This is a genomic window from Psychrobacter sp. CX97, assembly GCF_057396285.1.
The window spans coordinates 16188-32477 of sequence record NZ_JBXYJE010000019.1 but is presented as its reverse complement, the minus strand read 5'-3'; the positions used below and the strand labels follow the sequence as shown (position 1 = coordinate 32477).

The following is a 16290-nucleotide window of genomic DNA, read 5'->3' as shown; positions in this document are numbered from 1 at the left end:
TGAACTGACCCCCAAAAGTTGGACGGTTTAAGTCTATCTCAAGGACTGAATTCTGTACTTCACAGGACTCAGTCCTTTAAGTTTAAGCTGAATACGCTCATGATTGTAATAATGAATGTACTCATGAATTTGCTTTTCTAGTTCATCAATAGTTTTAGGCTTTTCAATATAGATGGTCTCACACTTCAGTGTGCCAAAGAAGCTCTCCATTAACGCATTATCTATGCAGTTGCCTTTTCTACTCATGCTTTGTCTTATCTTATGCTTTTTAAGCGTCTTTCTAAAAGGCTTCATTTGATAATGCCAGCCTTGATCAGAGTGAAGCATTAACTTTTTATGACGACTTGTTTTCGTCTTATCTAGCGCAAAATCTAGCATTTTACTTACCACATCATAGGTTGGTCTTTTAGATAAGGTATAACTGACTATTTCATTATTATAGCAATCAAGAATCGGAGATAGATATAATTTATTGTCACCCACCTTAAACTCAGTAATGTCTGTTAACCAGCGTTTATTGGGTTTACCAGCATGGAAGCGACGCTTTAAATAGTTCTTTGCTATTTTTCCCTGTTGACCTTTATAGGATCGATACTTCTTTCTTCTGATCTTCGCATTAAGATTTAACTGCTTCATAAGCTTGGCAATAAGCTTATGGTTATGATGCATGCCTAACTGCTTTAATGCGGCTGTGATTCTACGATAGCCATACCGACCTTTATGTTGGTAATATAGCTCGATGATACGCTGCTTTAAATCAGCGTATTTGTCTTCAGCATCAAACTGACACCTATGGTAATAAAAGACACTTTTAGGCATATCAGCTATCTTAAGTAAAGCTGATATGCAATATTTATCCCTTAGTCCTTCGATGAGCCTTGCTTTGTCTCGGCTTGTTCCCTCTCCCTGAGCAAGGCATCGAGCTTTTTTAGGTAGGCATTCTCCGCACGAAGATATTCATTCTCACGTTTCAGCTCTGCTAATATCTTTTCATCATCTGGTTTGTCTGTGATAAATGGTTTGCTCATGGCCGCTCTACCTTTACGTTTAGATATGAGTCCAGACATACCCTGTAGTCGATAAGCTTTGTGCCACTGGCTGATTAAAGCTGGTGAGCTGATGTTATACCTTAGAGCAACTTCCAATTGACTTAGGCCTTGGGTAAGCATCGTTGTTAGTACGTTAAGTTTAAACTCACTACTGTATTTGGCTTTGCTTGTCTTTGGCTTAATAGCCTTTATACCACCGCTTTGATATTGCTTGACCCATTTACTTACAAATCTTGGATTCACTTTAAACTTCTTTGCTGTGGCATGACCGGTATGTCCTTGCTTATAGTATCCTATGACTTTGATCTTAAAATCTAGATTGTAACGCATAAAAATACCCCATAAGTTGTGTCCAACTTTTGGGGGTCAGTTCATTTGAGTCCTTTTTTATATATCTAATAAAGTGATTAAACGTTTACGCTTATTTTAATAAAAGCTCATTGATACGCTTTAAGTAAGCCGCTGGATCTTCTAGCTGACCACCTTCGGCAAGTAACGCTTGGTCAAAGATAACTTGTGCTAGGTCATCAAACTGCTCACTAGAGTCAAGCTTTTGAATTAATGGATGATTGGGGTTCACTTCAAGCGTAGGTTTAACGTCTGGCACTTCTTGACCCATTTGCTTCAGCATTTGTACCATTTGCGGGGTCATCGCACCCTCTGGCGTCACTAAAATCGCAGGACTATCTACCAAACGGTTAGAGACTCGTACGTCGCTTGCACGCTCGCCCAATGCTGTTTTCAACTTTTCAACCACAGGCTTCATCGTTTCTTGAGCTTTTTCAGCTTCTGCTTTTTCTTCTTCGTCTTGCAAGTCGCCTAAGTCAACCGCTCCTTTAGCGATGTTTTGTAGTGGCGTGTCATCAAACTGGGTTAAGAAGTTCATCGCCCATTCATCAACACGATTGGTCATTAAAATAACTTCGATGCCTTTTTTCTTGAACAATTCAAGTTGCGGGCTATTTTTAGCGGCAGTTAAACTTTCAGCCGTCAAATAATAAATGGCTTTTTGGCCGTCTTTCATGCGCTCTTTATAGTCTGCAAAGCTAGTTTCTAAGCCGTCATGGGTGCTAGTGGTATAACGAAGTAGCTTAGCAATACGCTCTTGGTTAGATATGTCCTCGCCAAGTCCTTCTTTGATAACGTCACCAAACTCAGCATAGAACTCTTTAAACTTAGCTTGCTTCGCCTCCTCCTCACTATTGGCTAGGCTGGCCAGCAGCGTTAGGACACGGCGGGCGTTACCATCACGGATAGACTTCACATCACGCGACTCTTGCAACAGCTCTCGGCTCACATTAAGTGGCAAGTCTGCTGAATCAATTACCCCTTTTACAAAGCGCAGATACATTGGCAATAACTGCTCTGCATCATCCATAATAAATACACGTTTCACATACAGCTTCAAGCCATGCTGTTGTTCACGGGCATATAAATCAAAAGGCGCTTTTTTAGGAATATACAATAATTGTGTATATTGAACACGACCTTCAACACGGTTGTGCGTCCATGCTAATGGCTCGTTAAAATCATAGCTGATGTTTTTATAAAACTCTTGATATTCTTCATCGTCAATCTCAGAGCTTGAACGCGTCCACAGAGCACTGGCTTTATTAATGGTTTCCCACTCGTCAGTCAATACCATTTCGCCAGATGGCACAGCATTTTCATCTGAATCAGCGTCCTCTTCTCTAACTTCTTCTTGCCATACTTCTTTACGCATTTGAATCGGTAGGCTAATGTGATCAGAATACTTATTTACCAATCTTTTAATTTTACTGCGGTCAAGATAGTTGTTTTCGCCTTCTGTGTATTCTTCTTTTAGATGCAAAGTAATTGAAGTGCCACGCTCTTCTTTGGTAATCGTCTCAGTTGTGAACTTACCTGTGCCATCAGATACCCAGCGTACGCCTGTATCAGCAGGCTCGCCACCTTTGCGAGATTCAACCGTAATTTTATCGGCAACAATAAAGCCTGAATAAAAACCAACCCCAAACTGACCGATGAGCTGACCATCTTGTTTTTGTGATTCAGAAAGCTTGTCTAAAAATGCTTTAGTGCCCGACTTAGCAATGGTTCCTAAGTTCTCAATGGCGTCGGCCTCATTCATACCAATACCGTTATCGATAATGGTTACTGTCTTTGCTTGTTCATCGACATCAATACGAACTCTTAATTCGCCATCTGTCTCATACAAACTATCATCCGCTGTGGCCTCAAAACGCAGCTTATCGCAAGCATCTGATGCGTTTGATACCAATTCACGCACAAAAATATCCGCATTTGAATACAGTGAGTGAGTCACTAAGTGTAATAGCTGGGAAACTTCGGCCTCAAAAACATGTTGAGTTGCATTTTTTTCGCTCATAAATTCCTCTTTGAAAGATAGATTTAATTTTATTTTGTCTTTAGAGATAGATTACAATTGCAGCAATCTTAATTCCAATTCTAGTTCGTTTCATTAGTCCTTTACACTAATATGGGCATGGGGTAATTTTTTCAAGGCGATGCTAAGATTAATGCTCGCTAATTTAATCTCAGCCTTTCAAACGATATGATACATGATAAATGGAGCGGTCAATGAGTCCGTTGTATAACAAGTTGTCGGTCATCAAACTAATAGACATCTCATGCGTATAAGACATTAACATTAGTTTAGTAAACATCACTATTAGCTTAGGACGACACTGTACTGTGAGTCAGTATAGTTCAAAGCATTTGAATTTAAGGCATGTGAATTTAAGGTATTTGAATGAAATGAGAGAAATAGTAGGGTAAAGCTGGTTGATACATCAGCCTCGGTAGTTGCGAGGTATAAAAAATAGCGTGAAATAACTCATTTAGTTTGTTTAGCTCGCCTAGTTGACAGGGCTTAGGTTATTGAACCTCATGTTATAAAGGTGCAAAAAATTATTAGCAGCGATAACGCTTTACGCTTTTAATTGCACTAAAGCATGAGTCTTTTTTTCTATATTAAGCTTTGAGCGCTCTATCCCTATACTATCTATCTCAATACTCTTTAGCTCCTATCTTGATTACCCATCACTGCTTTTTATTTGGCTTATTTGGCATCGGTCGAACCGTTAAAATTTGTTCACTACGTCCAAATGGTCCGTGCACATCATGCAAGATTGCGCTGGTTAATCCAATACCATCAGCACCATGTTGCTGTACAGCTTCGATCCCTAACCAACGACCTTGCGGCAACCGGTGCATATGAATTTGCAAATCTGTATTGGGAAACATCCATTCAGCTGAAGCCAAGTCCATTCCCGTTCTAGGTACCACCCCATTCGCCACATCAGCCAAACCAAGCAAACGTACCCAGTCTGCCGTTTGCTCTCCTTTCACGATTTCAGCATCTGTCGTTATCCATACCAAACCTTTACCAGGGCGTCTATTTTGTTCTGACTTAAGCTGCAAACTTTTAATAAACCCACCTGGCCATCCTCTAATCTCCTCCCACGAGGGCAAGTCCTCTGGAGGATGGGGTGCTTTTGCGTCTTCCAACCCTGCAATTTTACTGGTATCTTGCGTTAATAAGCGCCAGGCTCTAGCGACAACACAGTCTCGCCCCTCACTATTCATAACTGACTCAACCAACTCAATGGTTTTACCCGGGCGAATAGTGCGCGTAGTGATGGTAAATTCTTTAAGCGGAATCATGCCGAGAATATCTAAACTGACTCTTGCCACTCGTAAACTATCTTGTGGATGAAATTTAGCAATCTCATGCATCAGTACCGCTGTTGCGGGGCCCATATGTTGTTCATTCTCGTTCCACGCCCCCTGAGCATGTTCAGTAGGTTTATAGTGGGCGACACATGACCCATCTGTCATGCGCTCACGTTTTAAACTCTGATAATAATTAACCATAAGTCATTCTTAACCTTAGTTTACGGTAAAACTTCTTTATTTATTTTAGATCTTTATTTATTTTAGATCTTTATTTATTTTAGATCTGTATTTAGTTTAGATCTGTATTTAGTTTAGATCTGTATTTAGTTTAGAGTGATATATGCGATATAAACGTTAAAATTTATAATTTATGGGTCTATATGTTATGGGTCTATATGTTATGGGTCTATATGTTTGTTATGGGTCTACTTGAGAAACAGGGATACGTAACGCCTTCGGTAAACTAAAGGTGACATTTTCTTCAATACCCTCAATCTCAGATGGCAGACTCCCCCCCCACCTTTGCAATTGACTAAGTACATCTTGAATAAGAATTTCTGGAGCAGAGGCACCTGCCGTCACACCAACTGCGTGGACACCATCAAACCAGTCTTTTCTCATTTCACTGGCATCATCAATCAAATATGCCTTACAGCCCATACGTTCGGCCAGTTCACGTAAGCGGTTAGAATTTGATGAGTTGGGCGAACCAACCACCAAAACAATCTCACAGCGGCTTGCCAAATCTTTTACGGCATCTTGACGATTTTGTGTTGCATAGCAAATATCATCTTTACGTGGCCCTTGAATCTTGGGGAACTTCTCACGCAGCGCATCAATAACAATCGCTGTATCATCCATGGATAAAGTGGTTTGGGTCACAAATGCTAACTGTTCAGGATCACTTACCTCAAGCGTTTTCACATCCTCAGGGTCTTCAACCAAGTGTATCTCGCCGCCATACTTTCTACTAAACCGGCCCATGGTACCTTCAACCTCTGGATGTCCTTGATGACCAATAAGCACCGCATCCATACCATCGCGAGCAAATTTTGCCACTTCAATATGCACTTTAGTAACCAGAGGACAAGTGGCATCGAATACGGTTAAATCTCGGCGTTCGGCCTCATCTTCAACAGCTTTAGACACCCCATGTGCTGAAAAAATAACAATCGACCCATCTGGCACTTCGTGTAATTCTTCTACAAATACCGCACCACGATTCGCCAAATCTGACACCACAAACTTATTATGCACCACTTCATGGCGCACGTATATTGGGGGTTCAAAACGAGCCAATGCTTCGTTAACAATGGCTATGGCCCGGTCTACCCCAGCGCAGAAACCACGAGGATTTGCAAGATAAATCTGCATAACATACCCTTGCATTAAATGATGAAAATTGAGAAATGATTTGATAGATTAAATAGTTAAATTAATAAATAGTATTTAACGGATTCATTAAAAGTCGTTTATAGTTTAAAGGTTGCAATGGCCTCTACTTCTCAATATGAGCAATGTGTATAATGAGCACTGAATCAGATTGCAATGAATAATAATTGATGATGATATTTAAACTAAATAACTGAAATATGGCTTAAATAAAATACAGTTCAAATACCATTACCATTAAGAAGCTGCCAGATTCGTTCATACTTTACCATAACTTTTTACATAGTCAGATACAACATTTGCATATTTTGTTTCTAATATGAATTTTAAGATTGCAAACTTTACCCTTAATAACTGCCCTGAGAGAGATAAATGAAAGGATCCCTATTCATTATTACCGCAGCTTCTGGTACCGGTAAAACTTCGTTGGTTAAACAGCTTATTGCCACTACCAATGACTTAGCTGTCAGTGTATCACACACGACTCGCCAGCCTCGTCCCGGTGAAATAGATGGTATTGATTACCATTTTACCGACAAAGAGACATTTAGTCAGGGTATTAAGGCGGGAGACTTTCTGGAACACGCTCAAGTATTTGAAAATTTTTATGGCACGTCTCAAAAAAGTGTCAGTGACCAACTAAACTCAGGAATAGATGTTATTTTAGAAATCGATTGGCAAGGCGCTTTACAAGTTAAGAAGATTTATCCAGATGCCATTATGATTTTTATACTACCACCCAGTTTAGCGACTTTGCGGCAACGCTTATCATCAAGGGGCCTAGACAGTCAAGAAGTGATCGAAAAGAGACTTGCCGGTGCCGTCAATGAGATGAAACAATATGTACATTTCGATTATGTGGTTATCAATGATCACTTTGAAGTGGCTTTGTCTGAGCTTAAGTCCATTATTGTAGCAAAGCGCCAAACCCTTGAACGCCAACAAGCACGGTATAGTGAGACAATTACAGACCTAACAACCCCCTAAAATTTTGCTAGCCACATAAAAATATGGGCACATAGGTTACTTATTTTTGCTATAATTACTGATTGACCTTATTAACCAGTTATTTGCAAGCATCACTTACCACAGTGATAAAAGAGGATTTTATGGCACGAGTTACAGTAGAAGACTGCTTACATGCAGTAGATAATCGCTTTGAACTAGTATTGGTTGCCAGTAAACGCGCTCAACAATTAGCGAAAGGTACAGCTGAGCCATTGGTTGAAGTTGAAAATGATAAACCAACAGTTTTAGCCCTGCGCGAAATAGCGGCAGGCTTGGTATCAAGAGATATTCTCCATCAACCTGAACACCACTTTGCAACTAATTCTCTAGACTTAGCACTTAGCAGCGGTCATGGTTTTTAAGATAGACTAATTTTAATATAGACTCATATTGTTATAATTTTTCTATATCGCTCTAAGTCACAGCTCGAAATCTTGCGAACATATATATGAAACCACAACTGGCTTTATGCCACTTGTGGTTTTTTAATTGCAGACATACCCAGTTTTAAATAAAGACAGTAGTAATAAATAACTATATATAATATATAACGATGCAGCTGTATATAAACACAATGAATAACCCGTAGATCTCCTTATTATAGAAGATTAACTGGGTATAGGAAGTTGGTTAGTCGGTCAATGCCGTATCTATTCTATTTAAGGCTTATTTTGGGTAACGTAGAGTGACATTACAAAGGTTAAAATAAAGACCAAGTCGATTGTTTTGTATTATTAACTATTGACATAATGACACTTTTGCGTTTAATTAGAGGCACTAGAGTTTGATAAAATTAATACAATTAACTCAAAGTATTAGGGTGGCAGATCAGTTCGGTTTAAACACATTATTTTGTGCTAAGTCATCCTGATCTGAGATAGTTGAGTAACTCTTTTTTTATTTATTAAAATAAAGATGAATAAGAAAGGACTTTTTAAGAAAATTGCCCTGCCTTACCCCAAAATATAACGTTGGGACAATTATTTGCCTTTATTTTAAATTATTTATTTAATAAGTAAGTTTTTTATAAACCAAAGACCCTATTTAAAGTAGTAAAATTACTAACTTAAATTTTAAGATATTTAAAACAGTCGCTTACTTTTACTGCGTTAACTCTCTGAGATGTTGACTGCAATAAAGCGGCTTTTTTTGACCGTATAACTTTACTCTATATCTTAGTTTAATCTATACATTAGTATCGTCATATACTGACATTGGATTTATAGTCTTAGATTTCAGTAGGTAAGCGTTGACCATTTGCTAAGTACGCATACAGATCTATAATCTTATGATGATAAAATCAAATGTAAATTGATAAAATAAGTTAAACGCTTTGAGAAAGCTCATTTAATTGTTGAATAATTAATAACATCAAACTAAAAATTGACGAGTATTAACACTACCGGTTGCTTTGCTGAAGGATAGCTAAACCATGTTACAGCCAACACACAGACTGAATAAAGACCAAAATACTGGCTTGAACACCAGAGATTCAGAAGCACGCAACATAGATGGTTCTCGTTATAGTAAAGAAATAGACGGCAAACCCGTGAACTATATAACCAATTCAACAACCGTTATAGACCCGACTGACTATATTGATCTTAACATCTCTTTGCCAGATTCGAATACTGTCGATCATTCTTATAAAGCAGATATGAAAGATCTCCCTAAGCTTAGTCATCATCTTGTTGATGAAGCACAATATAACTTGATGCGTTCAGTGGCCTACCTTAATGTAAAAGAAAAGAAAGATGTAATTGATGCCTGCCAATATGCAGATATTGCCCATAAGAATGACTTTCGCAAGTCAGGAGAACCATACATTACCCACCCTATCGCAGTCGCTGAAATATTGGCTGGTTTTCGATTAGATCGGGACACAATCATTGCCGCAATTTTGCACGATACAGTAGAAGATACTGAGGTCACAGATGATGAGGTCTCTAAACGATATGGTGTTACCGTAGCCCGTTTGGTAGATGGCGTGACCAAACTTAAATCTTCAAGCCATAATAAGCAGCAAAACAAAGCAGCTACCTTTCATAAAATTATGTCAGCAACCCTTGACGATCCTCGTGTTTTGGTTATAAAACTGGCTGACCGATTGCATAATATGTCTACCTTAGATGCAGTAAGACCTGAGAAACAGCGCTCAACTGCACGTGAGACTCTACAATTTTATGTGCCCTTTGCACGCATTATGGGACTTAATGATATTGCTGACTACATTGAGGTACTGTGCTACCGAAATATCGACCCCATTATGTATACTAAAATGTCTGATAAGCTGTTACAGCACGGGCTTGGGCGCAGATATCAAAAAGATGCTATTCAGCAGTATTTAAACCATTTACTTGATCGACATAAGTTATCTGCTCATGTGCGTATACTTGACAATCAAGTCATTATGTATCGTCAATTTTTTCGTAACCGCGGCGATATTGATGACTTACTACGCCACTATGCTTTTGAGATTGTTACCCACACGATCGAAGAATGCGATTTATTAGCTGATTATCTAATAAAGAAATATGCTATTCCTGAGCATCAAGTAGAGGACAATATTCGCCATCCACTCCCTGGTGGCAACCAATCCCTTACTCTAACCTACGTACGCGATAACGACACCATTAAAGTAACGATTTTGACCCGAAAAATGCAAGCAGCCGCTCGACTTGGCGTCATTGGTGAACATGCCTCCGAAGTCAGCCGTTCGGTCATTCAAGCGTCGCTTCGCAATATGAAAGAGCTGATAGATTTGGGTCAAAACGATCAAAGTACCGAGCTTGACTACGGTAGTATGGTTGACACAATTGACGACTTAATTTCCTATCTAAACTCTCGGAAGATTTTATGCTACAGTCCAAAAGGTCGTGTATATGAATTACCACGAGGAGCTACCGCTTTAGACTTTGCTTACGCGGTTGGCCCAAAAGTCGGCAATATTGCGGTTGGCGCTAAAATCGACGCCAAGAGTGCTAAATTAGGATCAGTTTTAAAAAGTGGACAAACTGTCGAGATTGAAGTAGATAAAGATGCCAAGCCAAAAGCCGAATGGCTCGGCATTGTGGTTACTAGTAAAGCGCATCGCACCTTACGCCGTTGGTTTAGTAGCTTATCTCTCGCTGAGCAACAACTGCATGGTAAGCAAGCGCTAGATCGGGCTCTACAAACTTATGGCAAGTCTCTGGCAGATGTTACTGAAGAAGATTGGCAGGATTTGTTGCATTGGCAAAATACAGACAGTAAATCGGTATTATTTGAAAAAATGAGTGCAGGTAATTTGCTACCACAGCTGGTTGTATCACGCCTCTTTAGCGATGATGTGACCAAAAACCATGAACTGGCGCGCAAAAAAGGTTTTGATCGACCCAATCAGTTATTATCCAATGCTAATGGGGTCGAGGTACACTTTGCAGGATGTTGCCGCCCTATTTTTGGTGACCCTATTATTGGTCATTTAACCACACATGGGTTGATGCTTCATCGCCATCGTTGTTACTCAATTATCAATAAATACGTTGATAAGCCTTATGAGTTAGTTCAACTGAATTGGTACAGTGAAGAACAGATTGAAGAGAGCATCGATCATCCAAGTGAGCGACCTCATTTTACTGCTTTTCTTAAAATCAACCTTGCATTAAACGAAGAGCAAGTCTCACACGTCGTTTATACTCTACGTCAGTTAAATATTGGGGTTGAAAAGGTTGATATACGATCGGATTCCACCGTCATCAATGTTATCGTCCGTAGTCGTAGTCATTTATTAGAAGGTATTGAAGCATTACGACCTCAGGTTGGGTTTGGTAGTATCCGCCGTTTATACCGACTTTAAGAAGCTCTATTCATAACCTATAATTGGCTATTTTCGCCTACCTTCAGCTTAGGAATACAGGTTCTAATAGTTAATTGGCTCTCTATAGGCCATACTTATTAAATATTTTAAATAGCGCATCGTTAAATTTATTAAGGATTACTTATGTCACGTCAAATTATTCAAACAGACAAAGCGCCAGCAGCCGTTGGCACCTATTCACAAGCAGTCAAAATTTCAAGTACTGGTGGCAGCACTGTTTATATTTCTGGTCAAATAGGCTTAGATCCGAAAACCATGACATTGCAAGAAGGGTTTGAGGCTCAAGCCGTCCAAGTCATGGATAATATTGAAGCTATTTGCAAAGCTGCCGGTGGCGAACTTAGCGATGTCGTAAAATTCAACGTATCACTGACTGATTTAGCGAATTTCAACGCTTTAAATGCGATATTTGTTGAGCGATTAAGTGCCCCCTATCCTGCCCGCGCTGCGGTACAAGTGGCCGCATTACCCATGGGCAGTGTCGTTGAAATTGAGTCGATTTTATTTATCGAAGCCTAGGTTAAGTTTACTAAGTATCAAGCGCCCTTAACTAATACTTAAGCTCATTTATTCAGCTCATTTATTCAGCTCATTTATTCAGCTCATTTATTCAGCTCATTTATTCAGCTCATTTATTTAGATCATTTAATACTTAAACGCATTTAAACAGGCACTCCTTATCGTCTATACTCTGTTTATATAGGTTATTCTGGCATCCTAATTGCTTAGCTTAGATAAGATGCTATGTTAGGCAGTTAATAATAGTCTAAGCATTGGAAACGGCTATGCACAAAACAAAAGCGACTGATAGTATTGAGATTACTCTGGATTAAATACAATGAGCTTAGTCGTTTCCAACTAAATTTCACAATTGGAGTAGTCCGCACTCATGCTCATTCGTGTCGCTCTACCAGTCCCTTTGTATCGTGAGTTTGATTACTTACCCCCAACAGATAGAACAGCTTTAAGCCCTCCAACAACAAGTTTAGACCAACCGTTATTGCAAGAAACAAAGCTTCCGCCTGTTGGTGGGCGGGTAAAAGTACCTTTTGGAAGGCAAATTCTCATTGGTGTTGTTGTCGCACATATCAGTAAGAAAGACTGCGATGTACCCGTTAATAAGCTCAAAGCCATTAAAGCATGTTTAGATGATAAACCCATTTTAAATCAGGATATGCTAGCTTTAGCTCGTTGGCTGGCTGGCTATTACCACTACCCGCTTGGCGATGTTATTTCGGTAATGTTACCCTCGCTCATTCGTCAGGGGAGGCCTCTGGATTTGCTCATTACCCATTGGCGAATACTGCCTAACATTAATGAAGATGACTTTAAGCAGAATGCTCATAAGCAAAAGCTGCAATTTACGATGCTTAAACTGCATGGCAAACATGGCGCAAGTGAAGATGTTTTACTTTTAGAAGGGATGGAGCGCCCTTTTCTTAAACGTTTAGAAGCAAAAGGCTTTATTGAGTCATATCTTAAAGAAACACAACCCCCACAGCCGGTTCGCTTGGCAAAAATGCCACTAGATTTGAATGACGAACAAGCCCATGCAGTAAAGCAAATAGTCCAGACCTTTCATGACAAAAGATACACAGGATTTTTGCTTAATGGGGTTACTGGTAGCGGAAAAACTGAAGTCTATTTACAAGCGATGCAGCCTGTTTTAGAGTCAGGTAAACAAGTACTGATTTTAGTCCCTGAGATTGGTCTTACCCCCCAAACAAAAGCCCGATTTGCTAAACGTTTTGCAGCCAATATTACCCTACTCCACTCTGGTGTTAATGATACTCAGCGAATGCAGGGTTGGGAAGACTGTAGGATTGGGCAAGCACAAATTATTATTGGCACACGTTCATCCGTACTATATCCGTTTGCAAACCTTGGCATGATTGTGGTTGACGAGTCACATGATCAATCCTACAAGCAGCAAGACACCCTACGCTATCATGCAGCTGATGTGGCACTCTATAGAGCCTTTCAAGCTAAAATCCCAGTCATACTTGGTACAGCGACCCCTTCGCTTGAGCATTTTAAACTGGTTGATGATGGCAAACTTGTTGAGCTTGCTTTAACAAAGCGCGCTGGAACCGCAAAGCTGGCGAAGATGAAGCTGATAGATGCTAGAGATGCGCCGACCATCTACAGCAACCTCCCTGTTTCTGGTCAATCCAGTGAAGCACAGCCAATAGAATCACAGTCAATACAAGTACAGTCAAACGAAGCAGCATTAGTCAAACCAAACCTTCTCCCTAGTTCACAAACCTCACAAAACTCAGGCCTGACAGAACAGATAATTACAGCTATTCGCCAGACACTTGAGGCGGGCGAACAGGTGTTGGTGTTTTTAAACCGTCGCGGCTATGCCCCTATTCTTTTGTGTGGTGCATGCGGTTGGCAAGCGAATTGTGTTCGCTGCGATTCCCACTTAACAGTGCATCATAGTCAATTGAATAGCCAGCAGCCAAGCTACCTTAAATGTCATCATTGTGATTGGCAAAGCCCTATACCTCAGACTTGCCCAGACTGTCATAGTGTTAACTTAGATGCGGTTGGTATGGGTACAACTCGACTCACTGAAAGTCTGCATGCGCTGTTTGCTAATCCACAAACCAGTAAAAAAATATACCCTATTATTCAAATTGATCGAGACACCACGCGCAAAAAAGACAGCTGGGATAATATTTACCAACGCATTAATACAGGAAATCCTGCCATTTTAGTTGGCACACAGATGGTTGCTAAAGGTCATCACTTTCCAAATGTAACATTAGTGTGCCTACCAAATGCAGACCGTGGCTTTTTGTCGCCAGATTTTCGCTCCCCAGAACATACGGCTCAGCTTATTGTGCAGGTTGCAGGGCGCTCTGGTCGTGGCAGTAAACCTGGAACCGTGCTGATTCAAACCGTACAACCGGAAAACCCTTTACTGCAAAAGCTTGTGCGTGAAGGCTATCATTCTTTTGCCCTAGCTTTGTTGAAAGAACGTAAAATGCTCGGGTTACCTCCGTATACTCACGGTGCATTGATTCGTTGTGAAGGAAAAACTTTACAGCGCACGACCCAAGCGTTGCAAGATGCTATCTCAATACTGCCAGACAACACACTCGCAATATTTGGTCCTGTAGATGCGCCTATGAAAAAGAAAAATAGCCGTTTTCATTCACAACTACTGCTTTTATCAAAACAGCGCCTACACCTCCATCAAATTCTTGACTATTGGTGGCCACAGGTAATTGAACTTCCTTCAGCTAAATATTTAAAACTGACACTAGATATCGACCCCATAGGCTGGTAAAACTCGCATAGTACTGTAATATTTTTGTGTACACTAGCTTATTTACCAAACTTTAGCAGCAACTTACCGCTAAATTATTTCCTCAATACGGAGATTAAAGGAGCGATGAACACCCATAATTCACATAACAATGACCATCCAGCGCATGGTATAAAAGATCACACTATAGCCCATGACCCTCCGCATTTTCATGATGAACCGAAGGCGAGGGATATGAGCAAACAACGTCGTACCCTGTTGTTTAGTTTTTTAATCATTACCGTGTTTATGTCGGTTGAGGCAATTGGAGGTTTACTAACTCATAGTTTGGCGCTTTTATCGGACGCGGGTCATATGCTGTCGGATGCGGCTGCCCTAGGGGCTACCCTATTGGCGTTTAAAATAGGTGAAAAGGAGGCTAATAGTGAGAAAACTTATGGATATAAGCGCTTTGAGATTTTAGTCGCCGGTGCCAATGGGGCAACCTTAATTATTATTGCAGTAATGATCTTATGGGAGGCTTTCGGGCGCTTTACTTCCCCGCCTGACATTGCTTCTAGAGGTATGTTAATAATTGCCAGTATTGGGCTAACCGTCAACCTAATTGTCGCTTGGCTATTGCATCGTGGTGGTGCGTCACACTCACACAGTCACAGTAACGGGGATGATCACAAATACGAGCACGATAATCCTAAGTCTACTGAGACCAACCTCAATATGCACAGTGCTTACTTGCATGTATTAGGTGATTTACTAGGCTCAGTAGCTGCTATTGTCGCCGCTTTAGCCATGATATGGATGGGTTGGTGGTGGGCTGATCCGGTTGCCTCCATTATCGTCGCTATTTTAATTTTAATTAGTGGGTTTAGGGTGGTAAAAGCCTCGACACATATCCTTATGGAGGGCACGCCAGCAGAGATTTCAGTGGATGAAATAAGGCATACTATTGAATCCCATGAGTCCATTATTACCGTACATGACCTGCACATCTGGAGTATCACAAGCGGGCTTCATGCACTATCTTGTCATGTCGTCGTTGATGGGGATATGCGAATTACTAAAGCCAGTGAGATAATCCATGACCTCGAGCACCGTCTTGAAACATTAGGAATAAGCCACACCACAATTCAGGTAGAATCTGTGGAGCATCCACACAATCGTCTTGACGCCATCGTGTGTTCCTTAAATGACGCTGAACATAATCATAGAGAGCTTAGCCATATCGGCCATAACCATTAAATGCTCAGCTAGACATTTAAGATAGTCTGATATAACCATCTCAATAATGGCCACACCAGCCAAATAAGAGTGGCCATTATAATACCTGCGCCCAATACAAGCTCGGACAATCTAATTCCCATATCCCAGCGTCCCTCCCAAACATTAGGCGCGTACGACGGCCCCATAGTCGATATAAACATTAAATAAAAGCCAATAAGCCCGATCAGTACAGCAATCGCAGTGCGTATCAATATCTTAAAGAATATCTTAACTAAACCGTAAGTGTCTTTAGGTAACTTATTCATTAAGTTAGCCATGACTAAAATCCTATCATTAAAAATACACTAAACCGCCCCAAATTACGCTAAATAAAAAATAAGAGTTTTAGTGGCTTTGTTTTAAGGCAATACTAGATGAATTATAGCGTTTGCTCGATGATAGCCATTTCGACGCGATAGTATTCAGGCTCTATCTGCAGTAACTCACATAGTTTTTCTAAAAAACCTTTAGCATCGTAATAAGCATCAATATAACTACCATCTAAGCCCATATTCCGACTACATAATACGTAACGTAGGCGATCTGATGCTGCAATGGTATGTTGACGAGGATAGTCCATAGCTTTAACAATAGCATGAGCATTTAACTGTAATGCAACCATTTGATGAATAGCGTGCTCAGCTAAGGAACAACGAGGCGTGTAACGGCGGGTATATAACCTAGAATCTAACAAGGGCACGCCCAAACAATCAGGCGTAGAAAGTGGTAATACAGACATAGTAGACTCCCATACTCCGACACAAAAG

Annotated in this window: 13 protein-coding genes; 6 read left to right on the top strand and 7 right to left on the bottom strand. The window is 40.3% G+C overall.

Annotated features, from left to right (window positions below; all coding sequences use genetic code 11):
* Nucleotides 1-33: 33 nt before the first annotated feature.
* From AC2SLL_RS11825 to ispH, 5 genes are all read right to left on the bottom strand, one after another.
* Complete coding sequence (locus tag AC2SLL_RS11825) at nt 34-873, bottom strand: IS3 family transposase (RefSeq protein ID WP_486530951.1); 840 nt, start codon at nt 871-873, stop codon at nt 34-36.
* Nucleotides 861-1379, bottom strand: a complete 519-nt coding sequence (locus AC2SLL_RS11820; protein WP_486530417.1) for a helix-turn-helix domain-containing protein — start codon at nt 1377-1379, stop codon at nt 861-863. The genes AC2SLL_RS11825 and AC2SLL_RS11820 overlap by 13 nt, the downstream gene beginning before the upstream one ends.
* A gap of 91 nt (nt 1380-1470) precedes the next feature.
* The gene (gene htpG / locus AC2SLL_RS11815; protein WP_486531886.1) at nt 1471-3417 is read right to left on the bottom strand and encodes a molecular chaperone HtpG; all 1947 of its coding nucleotides are present in this window, start codon (nt 3415-3417) and stop codon (nt 1471-1473) included.
* 674 nt (nt 3418-4091) lie between these two features.
* Nucleotides 4092-4925: a thioesterase family protein gene (locus AC2SLL_RS11810; protein WP_486531885.1), complete on the bottom strand. Its 834-nt coding sequence runs from the start codon at nt 4923-4925 to the stop codon at nt 4092-4094.
* A gap of 219 nt (nt 4926-5144) precedes the next feature.
* Nucleotides 5145-6101 (bottom strand): 4-hydroxy-3-methylbut-2-enyl diphosphate reductase, encoded by a 957-nt coding sequence (gene ispH, locus AC2SLL_RS11805; protein WP_486531884.1) that lies wholly within the window; start codon nt 6099-6101, stop codon nt 5145-5147.
* A 390-nt stretch (nt 6102-6491) separates the two neighbouring features.
* Between ispH and gmk the strand changes: the two genes are divergently transcribed.
* From gmk to AC2SLL_RS11775, 6 genes are all read left to right on the top strand, one after another.
* Entirely contained in the window at nt 6492-7106 is a 615-nt protein-coding gene (gene gmk, locus AC2SLL_RS11800) for a guanylate kinase (protein WP_486531883.1), read from the top strand.
* Nucleotides 7107-7228: 122 nt separating this feature from the next.
* Entirely contained in the window at nt 7229-7489 is a 261-nt protein-coding gene (rpoZ, locus tag AC2SLL_RS11795) for a DNA-directed RNA polymerase subunit omega (protein ID WP_486531882.1), read from the top strand.
* A 1295-nt stretch (nt 7490-8784) separates the two neighbouring features.
* A complete protein-coding gene (locus AC2SLL_RS11790) occupies nt 8785-10965 on the top strand; it encodes a RelA/SpoT family protein (protein WP_486531890.1) in 2181 nt (726 codons plus the stop codon).
* A gap of 144 nt (nt 10966-11109) precedes the next feature.
* The gene (locus AC2SLL_RS11785; RefSeq protein WP_486531881.1) at nt 11110-11505 is read left to right on the top strand and encodes a Rid family detoxifying hydrolase; all 396 of its coding nucleotides are present in this window, start codon (nt 11110-11112) and stop codon (nt 11503-11505) included.
* A 370-nt stretch (nt 11506-11875) separates the two neighbouring features.
* On the top strand, nt 11876-14284 hold the full coding sequence (locus tag AC2SLL_RS11780) for a primosomal protein N' (RefSeq protein ID WP_486531880.1): 2409 nt from the start codon (nt 11876-11878) through the stop codon (nt 14282-14284).
* A gap of 105 nt (nt 14285-14389) precedes the next feature.
* Complete coding sequence (locus AC2SLL_RS11775; RefSeq protein ID WP_486531879.1) at nt 14390-15502, top strand: cation diffusion facilitator family transporter; 1113 nt, start codon at nt 14390-14392, stop codon at nt 15500-15502.
* Between the two features lie 8 nt (nt 15503-15510).
* Here AC2SLL_RS11775 and AC2SLL_RS11770 read toward each other — a convergent pair whose 3' ends face one another.
* Together AC2SLL_RS11770 and AC2SLL_RS11765 are read right to left on the bottom strand one after the other, a co-directional pair.
* Nucleotides 15511-15801: a hypothetical protein gene (locus AC2SLL_RS11770; RefSeq protein ID WP_486531878.1), complete on the bottom strand. Its 291-nt coding sequence runs from the start codon at nt 15799-15801 to the stop codon at nt 15511-15513.
* Between the two features lie 101 nt (nt 15802-15902).
* Complete coding sequence (locus tag AC2SLL_RS11765; RefSeq protein WP_486531877.1) at nt 15903-16262, bottom strand: hypothetical protein; 360 nt, start codon at nt 16260-16262, stop codon at nt 15903-15905.
* Nucleotides 16263-16290 lie beyond the last annotated feature (28 nt).

Coding starts and splice junctions, on each gene's coding strand:
- AC2SLL_RS11775 (WP_486531879.1), top strand. CDS start 14,390: ATGAACACCCATAATTCACATAACAATGACCATCCAGCGCATGGTATA.
- AC2SLL_RS11770 (WP_486531878.1), bottom strand. CDS start 15,801: ATGGCTAACTTAATGAATAAGTTACCTAAAGACACTTACGGTTTAGTT.
- rpoZ (WP_486531882.1), top strand. CDS start 7,229: ATGGCACGAGTTACAGTAGAAGACTGCTTACATGCAGTAGATAATCGC.
- AC2SLL_RS11785 (WP_486531881.1), top strand. CDS start 11,110: ATGTCACGTCAAATTATTCAAACAGACAAAGCGCCAGCAGCCGTTGGC.
- AC2SLL_RS11780 (WP_486531880.1), top strand. CDS start 11,876: ATGCTCATTCGTGTCGCTCTACCAGTCCCTTTGTATCGTGAGTTTGAT.
- AC2SLL_RS11820 (WP_486530417.1), bottom strand. CDS start 1,379: ATGCGTTACAATCTAGATTTTAAGATCAAAGTCATAGGATACTATAAG.
- ispH (WP_486531884.1), bottom strand. CDS start 6,101: ATGCAGATTTATCTTGCAAATCCTCGTGGTTTCTGCGCTGGGGTAGAC.
- AC2SLL_RS11790 (WP_486531890.1), top strand. CDS start 8,785: ATGAAAGATCTCCCTAAGCTTAGTCATCATCTTGTTGATGAAGCACAA.
- gmk (WP_486531883.1), top strand. CDS start 6,492: ATGAAAGGATCCCTATTCATTATTACCGCAGCTTCTGGTACCGGTAAA.
- AC2SLL_RS11765 (WP_486531877.1), bottom strand. CDS start 16,262: ATGTCTGTATTACCACTTTCTACGCCTGATTGTTTGGGCGTGCCCTTG.
- htpG (WP_486531886.1), bottom strand. CDS start 3,417: ATGAGCGAAAAAAATGCAACTCAACATGTTTTTGAGGCCGAAGTTTCC.
- AC2SLL_RS11810 (WP_486531885.1), bottom strand. CDS start 4,925: ATGGTTAATTATTATCAGAGTTTAAAACGTGAGCGCATGACAGATGGG.